The organism is Thalassotalea hakodatensis (assembly GCF_030295995.1).
GTDB lineage: Bacteria > Pseudomonadota > Gammaproteobacteria > Enterobacterales > Alteromonadaceae > Thalassotalea_C > Thalassotalea_C hakodatensis.
The window spans coordinates 1604631-1617386 of sequence record NZ_AP027365.1; the positions used below are offsets into that span (position 1 = coordinate 1604631).

Annotated in this window: 12 protein-coding genes and 1 other RNA gene; 6 read left to right on the forward strand and 7 right to left on the reverse strand. The window is 38.8% G+C overall.

Features of this window, described 5'->3' with window-relative positions; genetic code table 11:
• Positions 1-9: 9 nt before the first annotated feature.
• Positions 10-756 carry a 16S rRNA (uracil(1498)-N(3))-methyltransferase gene (rsmE, locus tag QUE72_RS07025; protein ID WP_286272390.1) on the reverse strand — a complete coding sequence of 249 codons (747 nt, stop codon included), beginning with the start codon at positions 754-756 and terminating at the stop codon, positions 10-12.
• Positions 757-1022: 266 nt separating this feature from the next.
• On the opposite strand from rsmE, the gene trhO reads away from it, so the two are divergent.
• A complete protein-coding gene (gene trhO / locus QUE72_RS07030; protein WP_286272391.1) occupies positions 1023-2003 on the forward strand; it encodes an oxygen-dependent tRNA uridine(34) hydroxylase TrhO in 981 nt (326 codons plus the stop codon).
• A 68-nt stretch (positions 2004-2071) separates the two neighbouring features.
• Here the strand turns inward: trhO and metK are convergent, their stop codons facing one another.
• From metK to QUE72_RS07055, 5 genes are all read right to left on the reverse strand, one after another.
• Complete coding sequence (gene metK / locus QUE72_RS07035; protein ID WP_074498380.1) at positions 2072-3259, reverse strand: methionine adenosyltransferase; 1188 nt, start codon at positions 3257-3259, stop codon at positions 2072-2074.
• A 118-nt stretch (positions 3260-3377) separates the two neighbouring features.
• Complete coding sequence (murI, locus tag QUE72_RS07040) at positions 3378-4178, reverse strand: glutamate racemase (protein ID WP_286272392.1); 801 nt, start codon at positions 4176-4178, stop codon at positions 3378-3380.
• 80 nt (positions 4179-4258) lie between these two features.
• Positions 4259-4440: non-coding RNA, 6S RNA (gene ssrS / locus QUE72_RS07045), on the reverse strand.
• A 113-nt stretch (positions 4441-4553) separates the two neighbouring features.
• Entirely contained in the window at positions 4554-5708 is a 1155-nt protein-coding gene (locus QUE72_RS07050; protein WP_074498378.1) for a hypothetical protein, read from the reverse strand.
• A gap of 20 nt (positions 5709-5728) precedes the next feature.
• Entirely contained in the window at positions 5729-6037 is a 309-nt protein-coding gene (locus QUE72_RS07055) for a cell division protein ZapA (RefSeq protein ID WP_074498377.1), read from the reverse strand.
• Positions 6038-6331: 294 nt separating this feature from the next.
• On the opposite strand from QUE72_RS07055, the gene QUE72_RS07060 reads away from it, so the two are divergent.
• Genes QUE72_RS07060 through QUE72_RS07075 form a run of 4 tightly spaced genes read left to right on the forward strand, consistent with a single transcriptional unit; the run spans position 6332 to position 10793 of the window.
• Entirely contained in the window at positions 6332-6901 is a 570-nt protein-coding gene (locus QUE72_RS07060) for a UPF0149 family protein (RefSeq protein ID WP_074498376.1), read from the forward strand.
• A gap of 2 nt (positions 6902-6903) precedes the next feature.
• A complete protein-coding gene (gene pepP / locus QUE72_RS07065; protein WP_286272396.1) occupies positions 6904-8241 on the forward strand; it encodes a Xaa-Pro aminopeptidase in 1338 nt (445 codons plus the stop codon).
• Between the two features lie 45 nt (positions 8242-8286).
• Positions 8287-9516: a 2-octaprenyl-6-methoxyphenyl hydroxylase gene (ubiH, locus tag QUE72_RS07070; protein ID WP_286272397.1), complete on the forward strand. Its 1230-nt coding sequence runs from the start codon at positions 8287-8289 to the stop codon at positions 9514-9516.
• 59 nt (positions 9517-9575) lie between these two features.
• Entirely contained in the window at positions 9576-10793 is a 1218-nt protein-coding gene (locus QUE72_RS07075; protein ID WP_286272398.1) for an FAD-dependent monooxygenase, read from the forward strand.
• A gap of 10 nt (positions 10794-10803) precedes the next feature.
• Here the strand turns inward: QUE72_RS07075 and QUE72_RS07080 are convergent, their stop codons facing one another.
• A complete protein-coding gene (locus tag QUE72_RS07080) occupies positions 10804-11331 on the reverse strand; it encodes a hypothetical protein (protein WP_286272399.1) in 528 nt (175 codons plus the stop codon).
• A 322-nt stretch (positions 11332-11653) separates the two neighbouring features.
• Here QUE72_RS07080 and gcvT point away from each other — a divergent pair, with 322 nt between their 5' ends.
• On the forward strand, positions 11654-12745 hold the full coding sequence (gcvT, locus tag QUE72_RS07085; RefSeq protein WP_074498373.1) for a glycine cleavage system aminomethyltransferase GcvT: 1092 nt from the start codon (positions 11654-11656) through the stop codon (positions 12743-12745).
• Positions 12746-12756: the final 11 nt, after the last annotated feature.

Below are 12756 nucleotides of genomic sequence, written 5' to 3' on the forward strand. Positions count from 1 at the left end.
CCTGTTTAATTATTTAATATCGCCAAGGCGACATTGCAGTGCAGTAATTGCGGTTAACGCTGCGGTTTCTGTTCTTAATACTCTAGGACCGAGTAACACGTCATTAAATTCATGTTTTTTTGATTGTGCAATTTCTTCATTACTTAAACCACCTTCGGGTCCGATCAGTAATCTAATTCGATTGTGCGATAACGGTAACTGCATAATAGACTGTTCAGCTTTCGGGTGTAGATTCAGTTTTAGCGCAGAAGTTGATTGCATAAGCCATTGTTCAAGCGAGATTGCCGGTTTAACTATCGGTATCGTGCATCGTCCACTTTGTTCACAGGCACTGATAACAATTTTTTGCCACTGGTCGCATTTTTTTTGTAGTCGTTCGCCCTGTAATTTTACTCCGCAACGATCAGTAAACAGTGGAGTAATAGTGTTTACGCCTAGCTCAACTGATTTTTGCAGGGTAAAGTCCATGCGCTCGCCACGAGAAATACCTTGTCCTAGATGAATATTTAACGGTGATTCATTGTCTACCTCTGTAAATTCGCCAATTATCGCATTGGCCGACTTTTTACCTACATCAGTTAAAACGGCTTGGAATTCACCAAAACTACCGTTGTTTAATTGTCCGTTAAATAACGTGATGATGTCGTCGTTTTTTAATCGCAATACTCTGATCGCATGACCAAATGCATCATCAGATAACGTAATCGTATCGCCGGTTGAAAATGGTTGGTTTTCGAATATTCTCGGATTGCGCATGTCGTGTTTCGATCATTTACTCAATACAGCCAAGATAGGGGTTAAGTTGATCTATTTCAATAAGTTCAATAAATTAATTCGTTATTATGGTCAGCGAAATGAAGTTAATCTGTTCGCTAATATTGCTTTACACGATACATGCTATTTCTAATATTATTTGTTAGAATGCGCGCCGATTATTGCTGCGTCGTTTATTCACTCAGCAATGTATACCCAAATTAGTGCCAGATTTGCGTTCTGGTCAAACTTAAATAGGTAGAAATTAAATGCAAAATATTACCGTTTGCGCATTATACAAATTTGTGCGCCTTAACGATTTCGAATTGATCAAACAACCGTTATTAACTGTGATGCAAGCGAATGATGTCAAAGGTACATTGTTGCTCGCGAATGAAGGCATTAATGGTACCATTGCAGGTTCGCAAAAAAGTGTTGATGCGGTGTTAGACTTTTTAGCACAAGATGAACGATTAGGTCTCGTTGATCATAAGTTTTCTTATGCAGATGAAAACCCATTTCAACGCTCTAAAGTTAAATTGAAAAAAGAAATTGTTACTATGGGGGTGGAAGGCATAGATCCTACGCTTACTGTAGGTACGTATGTTAAGCCTGATGAATGGAATGCCTTAATATCTGATCCTGAAGTGTTACTTATTGATACCCGTAATGACTATGAAGTAGAAATTGGCACCTTTGAAAATGCCATTAATCCCAATACCGAAACCTTCCGTGAATTTCCCGACTATGTTGAAAAACATCTAGATAAAACTAAACATAAGAAAGTAGCAATGTTTTGTACCGGCGGCATTCGTTGTGAAAAATCTACGGCTTACCTTAAAGAGCAAGGCTTTGATGATGTATATCATTTAGAAGGTGGTATTTTAAAATATTTAGAAGAAGTACCAGAGCAAGACTCGAAATGGCAAGGTGACTGCTTTGTTTTTGATGGCCGAGTAGCGGTCACTCATGGCTTAGAACAAGGCCAATATGACCAGTGTTTTGCTTGTCGTTATCCTATCACAGATGAAGAAAAACAAAGCGAACACTATGTTAAAGGTGTAAGTTGCCCGAAATGTATTGATAAATACACTGCTGATCAGCGTGAGCGATTTGCTGAGCGAGAAAAACAAATTAATTTAGCGAAAGCGCGAGGCGAAACACATATCGGTGGTGAGATAAAAGACGTGATAGAACAGCGTCGTAAAGAGAAACTTGCTGCTAAAAAAGCACAAGCCCAAAGTAAGTAAAAACATAAAAGGGGTCAGGTACAATTATTTAATTAAATAATTGTACCTGACCCCTTTTATTTTGTTTGTTAAATGCCGGCAGCGGCTTTTAATGCTTCAGCTTTATCTGTTTTTTCCCATGTAAAAGCAGTAAACGTTTCACCGTCAACCGTCATTTCATAAGGCTCTCGGCCAAAGTGACCGTATGCCGCTGTTTGTTTGTACATAGGATGTAGCAAATCTAACATTTTGGTAATGCCGTATGGGCGTAAGTCAAAGTGTTCGCGAACAAGCTTAATTAACGTTTCTTCAGAAACTTTGCCAGTACCAAAGGTTTCAATTGATATAGACGTAGGCTCAGCAACTCCTATTGCATACGACACCTGAATTTCACAACGTTCAGCAAGACCCGCTGCAACAATATTCTTAGCAACATAACGACCAGCATAAGCGGCACTGCGATCAACTTTTGATGGATCTTTACCTGAAAATGCACCACCGCCATGGCGGGCCATACCACCATAGGTATCAACAATAATTTTACGTCCGGTTAAACCACAATCGCCTACAGGACCACCAATAACGAAACGACCTGTTGGATTGATGAAATACTTCGTTTCATCAGTTAACCATTCGGCAGGTAAAACGGCTTTAATGATGTTTTCCATTACTGCTTCGTGTAAGTCTTCTTGTGATATTTCAGGGTTATGTTGCGTGGATAAAACCACGGCATCAATGGCAACCGGTTTATCATTTTCATACACAAAGGTAACTTGTGACTTTGCATCGGGGCGCAACCAAGGTAATACACCTGATTTTCTTAATTCCGCTTGGCGTTCAACTAAACGGTGTGAATAATAAAGTGGGGCAGGCATTAACGTTTCGGTTTCATTGGTTGCATAACCAAACATCAGGCCTTGGTCACCCGCACCTTGATCTTCAGGTTTTACACGATCAACACCTTGCGCAATTTCAGTTGATTGTTGCCCGATTAAATTCATAATGCCACATGTTTCGCCATCAAAGCCAACATCTGATGAGGTATAACCAATATCGCAGATTACCTTACGGGTAAGGTCTTCTAAATCTACCCAAGCAGAAGTAGAAATTTCACCAGAAATTATTGCAACACCTGTTTTTACCATCGTCTCACAAGCAACGCGTGCATATTTATCTTTGGCTATTATGGCATCTAATACAGCATCTGAAATTTGATCAGCAATTTTATCAGGATGACCTTCTGAAACAGATTCAGACGTAAAATAATGTCTAGACATAAACCCTCAACAATTCAATTAATGGACAAACAGTCAATTTATAGGCGCATTGTAACCCCAGTGAAAATTATTTTCTACTTTTTTACGCCTAGACGTCTAAATGGCTTAAATTATTTGGTTATATAAATGAAGTAAAGCGCAGTTGTGTGGACCAAAGTGAGGATAAAAGTTGGTTATGATTCGCTTTATGCTGATTACTATAAAATAAAATTTTTCCACAACTATCTGATAAATTTACTATTTCATGTTGTTTTAACTGTCTTGATAATTGTTCTGTTACCGGCTGTGCTGTTTCTAGTAGATTAACGTTGTTACCTACAATGTGCTTAATTTGTTCACTGACAAAAGGGTAATGTGTGCAGCCGAGAACGAGTTGATCAATGTTACTAGCTAATAATGGTGATAGGAATTTCGTTAATAAAGCAAAACATTCGTGACTACCTTGTTGGCCAGTTTCTATCATGTTGACCAAACCTGGACAGGGTTGAACAAAAACGCTAGAGCCATTTTTGTGTTGATTAATCAATGATATAAATCGTGGATTTTCAGCCGTAGCACTGGTTACCAGTACTCCAATTTTTTTATTCTTACTTAATGCGACTGCCGGCTTAATGGCTGGTTCTACACCAATAATGGGGATGGACACTTGTGCTCGTAGTTGATCAATCGCATTGACTGTCGCGGTATTACAAGCAACAACAATAGCTTTACATTGTTGCTCGATAAACCACTGTGCAATGGTATTAACGCGTTCAATAATAGTTTCAAATGATTGTTCGCCATAAGGAGCATATTTTGAATCAGCCACGTAAATAATATTTTCGCGTGGTAACTGTTCAGTAATGCATTTAGCAATCGATAATCCACCGATGCCAGAGTCGAATATACCAATAGGGGAGTTATTTGATTGAGTTTGCAATTTGAACACTTAAAACAATGACTAACAGTGCTGTTATAGGGATTTTTTCGTGAAATGTAAAGAATAACAGTAATAAGAATAAAGCTTCCAGAATGCAGTGGCCAACATTAGTCCTGAACACCGTGTGTTCAGGGCGGGAATCGTGCAATATCCGTAGGCTTCCCAATACGCGTTGGGCTTGCACAATAGATACTACTTAACTCCCTTAGGTAAAACTTATCGGCTCAGGGACATAGTTCGCACACTAACACCCCAGAAGACTTAAGCCTTAGTATAGCGAAAATAGCCAACAGCTTTAAGTTTTTTCGACGGGAATTGGTTTAATTGGTTAGTGAGTAAGCTAACTGCTTATCAGTTAAGCAATTTCTATTATTGTTAAGTTGGACAAGGATCGTAGTCAGGGTTTTTAGACAGTAAAATGGCGTCTTTAACAAGTTGTTCATTGGCAAATTGCTCAGAGTTGTACATCTTAGCGTTGAACCATTCGCGAAGTAGGTTTTCATCAAAAAAAGTAAGTATTGACGCTAATTGCTCTGATTCATTAATCACTGATTGGTTGGCTGGCATTTTATTTATTAACAAATTTACCATTTCGTCATTTTTCCAATATCTATACGCTAAAACTTGCATGTTTAAACCAATCAACTTAGTAATAACTTCTTTAGCGGTATCCTCTATTAACTTTCCTAGCGTTAAACACGTTTCAATGAATTCTTCATCATTCGTTTCTTTGCATAGTTGATTTAAATGGCCGAGCTGTTCAACTTTCGCTGCTCCATAGCCGATTGTCATAACAATTTGCTCTCTTTCAGACAAATCACTATATTTCGTTAAACTATGTTTAATTAACAGTAAAGCTTTATTTGACTCGTCTTGGTAGATGACTTTTTTACTTGCTTCATGTAAAAGTACTTTAGTTTCTTCTAGCATTCCTTGCTTCATTTTGACTAACGCTAGCTTTACTAACAAATCAGCGCTATTTGTAACGGTTTGTTTTATATTTTTTAAAATATCATCACTACATAATGAGTCGTGTTTGTGGCTAATGCATAAATCTAAAATTTCTGAGTTAATAATGGGAGAAGATGGTTGTTGATAATAAAGTTGTTGTAATGTCTTTGATTGTTCATCAATACTTTGCGGCTTTCGAACCAATAAATAACTAAGTTGATCTTCAAAGGTGTTACTTTTTTTTAATCGGTACAAGTACTGTGTTACTAAATTATCAGGAATTAATCCTGAGTGGTTTCCTAATGCATGTCTACAATCTTTTATATAATCATCAGGAAAACTTTCATCAGCTTGAATAACTTCTTTATCAACTTTTGCTTGCGAAGGTTGTAATTTATTACTTGGTTTATCGAGGGGAGCTGGTAATGCGTTCGCGAAGTTTATTTCTGGTATTTTACTTTTTGCCGTAGCTGGCGAGTCGGGTATTGATGATATTGAGGATGAAATCGAACTAAAATAGACTAAAAGCAAAATGGCAGCGATAGCAAACAACAAGAAGAGAGTTTTTCGTTTATGCATATCCTTTGCATCTCCTTGGGTTAGGCTTGTTTTTCTTGTCGATGAACCGCTTGTTCAATGGTTTGTTGTAACAAGTCTATTTTACTTTCAAGCTGCTGCTTTTCTGCTTTAAAGGCTTGTTGCTGCTCTAGGTAGTCGTTTGCTAAGTTTAACGACGCCATTAACATGGCTTGTTCGGCGTTTTTAATAACTTTAACTTTGCTTTTATCAGCTTCCAACCGACTATTTAACTCATTTGCTGCCTGCAACAACGCAGACTCTTGACCTTGCGGGCAAGCAATCTTTAAACGGCGTCCTGCCACTTCAATGGTGACGTTATGTTGACTCATTAAGGCACTTCTATTAATTATTGTCGGTAAAACTAGCTAGTTGTTTGTTTAATAAACAATTTAAACAACAACGCGATTGCAAACTATAACGGTCGGCGATCATAGATGCAAGCAGTTATCTGCGCTTTATTTCACTCAGTCAAAAAAATTTTTACACTGGAAGGTTGATGAATAATTCCAAGCTGAAAATGAACGCTATAACGAGGAAAAAACATCACACAATCGCATGCCCATGCTAGCTTACAAGCCGCGGCAATGTTACGATATTAAGCAATTAGTTTTGGAAGTTTTTATATGTCACTCAATAACTCTTTGGATTTTGCTAGCACGCAAGCCACTATCACTGCAGAAAGTGCAGAACTTCATGCCTCTGAACTGCATGGAATGCTAACCGGCCTTATTTGTGGTGGTTATTCTTTTGAAAGTAATGATTACACGACATTAATCGAAGATATGTATAACAATGGTGAAGCATTATCAGGCGCTATTCGCATTACCTTAAAACTTATTTTTAGTAATGTGTGGCAAAGTTTACTCGATGATTCTTACGGCTTTACGCCTATGTTACCTGACGATGATGACTCCATGCGAGAGCGTGGTTTTGCATTAAGTGCATGGGTACAAGGGTATAATTTGGGTTTTGGTTTACAGCAAAAAAGCAATGCAGTGTTATCTGACGATGTTAAAGAAGTGCTCAATGATTTTGCTGAAATTGCCAATTTATCTGACGATATAGATGAAGATGAAGCGACAGAGCAAGCCTATTTTGAAATATCAGAATACGTGCGAATTTCTGCTCTTTTATGTTTTACTGAATTAGGTACACCGCCCGAACCTAAAGAAACCTCAGAAACTGTACATTAATCATGAATCACACCTTAATGCCTATGAGCGAATTTAAGGCACGTAGAGCTTTATTCGCTAAGCAACTTCCTGATAACTCAGTTACTTTATTGTTTGCTGGTCAAGAAGTCACCCGCAGTAATGATACAGAATATTTATTTTGCCAAGATAAATCATTTTACTATTTAACCGGTTTTACTGAGCCTGATGCAGTATTAATGATTGAAAAAATGAACGGTAATGTAACAACTACCTTATTTTGTTTAGCAAAAGATCCATTTGCCGAAGTATGGCATGGCAAGCGTATTGGTTGTGAAAAAGCAAAAGATCAATACGCATTTGATGCCGCATATAGTTTAGATGAGATAGACTGTGTTGTTGAAGAGGCTATAGCAAACAAACAATCGCTTTGTTTTTTTCAGGGGCATAATCCTCATCATGATGACCAAGTGTATACATGGTTAGATCAAGTAAAAGGCAAAGTGCGACAAGGCATTAGTGCCCCCAATATGCTTATTAATTGTCACCCCATCGTTGATGAGTTACGACTGATAAAAACTGATGCAGAACTTGAAGTTATGCGTAAAGTTAATGAAATCAGTGGTCGTGCGCATCAACGTGCCATGGAAAAAACTCAGGTAGGTATGTTTGAATACCAAATAGAAGCTGAACTATTACATGAGTTTGCCCGTCATGGTGCTAGAGAAGCAGCCTATAATTCAATTGTTGCTGGTGGTAATAACGCAAATATTTTGCACTACACCAATAACAGCGATGTGTTAACTAACGGCGATTTGTTATTAATTGATGCTGGTGGTGAATTAGCTGGTTATGCTGCAGATATTACGCGCACCTTTCCTGTTAATGGAAAGTTCACCCCTGAACAGAAAGCACTGTATCAACTGGTGCTTGATGCACAAATTGCGGCAATTAATGCCATTAAACCAGGTGCTGATTTTGGCCAGTTAAATGATATATGTCAGCAAATTCTCACTGAAGGCTTGCTCAATTTAGGCATACTGGAAGGTGACATAACCCAATTAATTACAGATAAAGCCTGTAAACAATATTTTATTCATGGATTAGGGCACTGGCTAGGTTTAGATGTGCACGATGTGGGTGATTATCACATGAAAGACAAACGTCAAACACGGGCCTTTCAGCCTGGTATGGTGATGACGATTGAACCTGGTCTGTATATTCCTGCTGATGATGAAAACGTTGAAGCAAAGTGGCGTGGTATAGGTATACGTATCGAAGACAATATTGTGGTGACGGATCAAGGTCATGAAAATTTAACTGAACATGTGCCAAAATTTGTTGATGACATTGAACGTATAATGCAAGACGCTAAACGTTAAGCAAAAACACAATATTCAGCAAGCAAACTCGTAACGGAAATATGCGTGGTAAATAAGAAGCAACAAGTTGATGTGATAATTATAGGCGGTGGTCTTTCTGGCTGTTTGTCTGCGTTAGCATTGTCAACGCTAACAACATCGTCAGGAACACCACTTACGATTGCTATTGTTGAAGCAAGTGATATACACGCGAATTCAAACCAAGAAACGTCGGCGTTACATTTTGATTCTCGAGTACTGGCTTTATCGCACGGCAGCGCTAATTATTTAAAAACCTTGAATGTCTGGCAAGCAATACATTCGAAGGCTGCAGCTATAAATACCATCCATATTTCTGATCAAGGCAATTATGGAAAAGCGCGTATGTATGCGCACGAACACCACGTTAACGCACTAGGTTATGTAATTGAAATGGCAACATTGGGTGATGCGTTAGTTCAAGCGTTACAAAAAGCACCGAATGTTTCGTGGTTTGCACCTAATCAAGTCGCTAATATTGATTGGCATTCAACACACGTAGATATTCAACTAGATGATCAGCAATTATTGCAGGCTGCATTAATATTAGGCTGTGATGGTGGTCAATCAAAATGCCGACAGTTTGCTAACATTGATGTTGTCACTAAAAGTTATCAGCAAACAGCTATTATCGCGAATGTTCGGTTTGAAAAACCACATCAGCATATTGCCTATGAACGATTTACTGAACATGGACCTTTAGCAATTCTCCCTTTGACTGACCAAGATAATAGCGGTCAAAAATGTTCACTTGTTTGGACCACAACACCCGAGCATGCAGATTATTTATCGCAATTACCAAATGAAGGTTTTGCTGAGCAATTAAACCAAACGTTTGGTTATTGGTTAGGAGTCGTTGAAAAAGTAGGAAAGCGCGCCAGCTACCCACTTGATTTAGTCAAAGCGAATGAGCAAGTGTTTCACCGTATGGTGTTAATAGGTAATGCGTCACACACTATTCATCCTATCGCAGGCCAAGGGTTTAATTTAGGTTTACGTGATGTTAGTGAATTGGCCGCTGTAATGGCTAAGCAATTATCGAAAAATGAAGATATCGCTTCTTTTGCTCAATTAAGTCGTTATGCGGCAACACGTGCAAAAGATCATCAGCAAATTATCGGTTTAACAGACTCGTTGGTGGCACTTTTTTCCAATAAACACACACCACTTATCGTTGGGCGCAATGTTGGTCTTAAAGTATTAAATTATTGTCAAAGCTTAAAAAGTAGCTTTGTTAACAAAACAATGGGCTATTAGCTATCACACTGATAGACAATGAGTAATGGTTAACGGTTAATCATTCAAAGGTTGATAAAATGATGCAAAAATTTGATGTGTTAATTGTTGGTGGCGGTATGGTCGGGTTATCGACCGCACTTGCAATACGCCATTTAACTGAATGCACCGTCGCGATTGTTGATACGCAAAGCATACCCAATATCACCGAGCAACCTGACATTCGAGTAAGTGCAATAAATGCAGCAAGTAAACAGTTATTCGAACATTTAGGTGTGTGGCAACAAATTACTGCGTGTAGACATCAACCTTATCAAGCGATGCATATTTGGGATAGTGGTGGTATTGGTCAGCTTGATTTTACCTTACAAGATATTGGTGCTCGAGATCATAACGGGCAATTAGGCTGGATCATTGAAAACAATATTGTACGCGCTGCATTATGGCAAAAAGCCCAGCAAGACAGTGGCATTGCCTTTTTTACCGAAGAAAAACTTACCCATATTACGCAAGGTGAAAGTGAAGTGTTTGCTTCGTTTGCTAGCAAACCACCGATTATGGCTAATTTAGTTGTTGGCGCAGATGGTGCGAATTCTTGGGTGAGAGCACAAGCCAACATCCCTTTGACGTTTCGAGATTACGACCACCATGCCATAGTCGCTACTGTTGCATGTGAGCAAGGTCATCAAAATACGGCATGGCAAGTTTTTTTACCGACGGGCCCGCTCGCGTTTTTACCTCTTAACAGTAGCAGTAATAACCTTTGCTCTATTGTATGGTCAACCAGCCCAGAAGAAGCTAACCGGTTGCTACAATTAGATGAGCTTGCGTTTAATCAAGCGCTTACTGCCGCAAGTGACGGTAAATTAGGACTTGTTTCTTTGCAAAGTGAACGCCAAGCATTTCCGTTACGTATGCGGTATGCGCAACAATTTGTCAGTGAACGCTTTGTGCTAGTAGGGGATGCTGCTCATACAATACATCCACTCGCTGGCCAAGGGGTGAACTTAGGCTTGAAAGATGCCGCAGTATTAGCACAGTTGTTGGCTGAAAGTTCAACATCTGTTTATTCGACTAAGTTACTCAACCAGTATCAGCGCTGGCGAAAAGCTGACGCAATAGAGATGATCGCCGCTATGGAAGGTATTAAACAAGCATTTACGCCACAACAGGCCCCCATAGCTTTTGCTCGCGGTGTAGGCCTTTCTATGCTAAATAAGCTTAAACCGATGAAAGCTCCCATGATTAAACAAGCGCTTGGTATTAATGGACATTTACCTGCGTTATTAAAGCATTAGGAACTTAGCGTTAACGGGCATTTACGGTATTAACTAAAAAGGAAGAAGAGCTTTGTTTGATGACACTGCGAATGAACTCGGGCAAATAATCACTTTGTCTAATGTATTCGTCAATATCGAATATTTCGTCATTGGCTTGCTTGGTAAACTGTATCTCGCTGGCATTTACGATATTTTCAATAATATGTTCAGGTATGGCTAATCGTGTTGCTAGCATGATCAAATTAGTTGCTCTATTTGCGTGAATATCTCTTAGAAAAAAAATATCGTAAGTCACGCCAGTGTCATTTACTCTGGCACTATTAATTAAATATTCAGCAGCCGAAATCGCCACAAAAGTAAACTTTGTGCGTTTATCGATATTCTCATTTAGTTGAATAACCACCTTTTGTTCTTTATTTACGCTGATTCTACATAGATCGGTTAATTCACTAGAAATTTGTAGGGTTAATTGTAGCGAACGACATATTTGTTTTAAATCAACGGTATCGCCTTTTGTTGCATCTGTGATTAGTTGTTGTGGATTATATCGACTCAATTTTTACTCTTTATTTCATACAGTTGTTGCTAGAATTTATCATAGCAGATGAATAGAATTTTGTTTGATAAGAATACGGATGAATTTAAATCAGAACAATCCTGTTTTTATCGCTATGTTCAGAATTTAATTTTCAGCAATCCGTAAAATAAAAATTTAATGTTGATTATGTTGATAAAGTGGTTTTTTATTTGATTTGGCTTCCTTTATTTGTTGAATACCTGCTAACCGATCGCTATAATTGCGCGCAAATTTTGATAAAACACCTATGCTATTTTTTAAGCATAATGGTTATACAGCAAGCAACAATTGGAAGAAAAACATGACCAATAAAACGGTATTACATGCTAAGCACCTCGAAGCGGGCGCAAAAATGGTTGATTTTCACGGTTGGGAAATGCCAATCAACTATGGTTCTCAAATTGAAGAACACCACGCAGTACGAAAAGACGCGGGTATGTTTGATGTGTCTCACATGACAATTGTTGATATTCAAGGTGCTGATGCAAAAGCTTACTTACAGCGTTTAGTCATAAACGATGTTGCTAAACTTGAAGTGGCGGGTAAAGCGCTTTATACCGGCATGTGTAACGATGAAGGTGGCGTAATTGATGATTTGATCATATATCACTTTTCTACAACAGATTACCGTTTAGTGGTGAATTCAGCGACACGCGAAAAAGATTTAGCGTGGATGACAAAACAAGCACATGGTTTTGATATTACGATTACTGAGCGCCCTGAATACGGCATGATAGCGGTTCAAGGCCCTGAAGCAAAAGCTAAAGTAGCGTCAATTTTATCTGCTGAGCAAAACCAAGCGATTGAAGGGATGAAGCCTTTCTTTGGTGTTCAGGCGGGTGATTTATTCATTGCGACGACAGGTTACACCGGTGAAAGCGGTTACGAAATTGTTGTACCAGAAGCAGCAACGGCTGACTTATGGCAACAACTTGTTGACGCTGGCGTAGCACCTTGTGGTTTAGGCGCACGCGATACATTGCGTTTAGAAGCTGGCATGAACCTTTATGGTTTAGATATGGACGAAACAGTTTCGCCACTCGCAGCAAACATGGCATGGACAATTTCATGGGAACCATCAGAGCGAAACTTTATTGGTCGCGATGTTATAGCAGCACAACGTGAAGCTGGCGATCAACCAAAATTAGTTGGTTTAGTGATGACAGAAAAAGGCGTGTTACGTACAGGCCTTAAAGTCGTTACCGACGCTGGTGAAGGTGTGATTACTTCTGGTACATTTTCTCCAACATTACAACATTCTATTGCCATGGCGCGCGTTCCTCGTAGCGTAAAAGTTGGTGATGTTGTTGAAGTAGAGATGCGCAAAAAGTTAGTGAGCGTAAAAGTGGTTAAACCAAGTTTTGTTCGTAATGGCAAAAGCCAATTAGACTAAATTTTCATGCT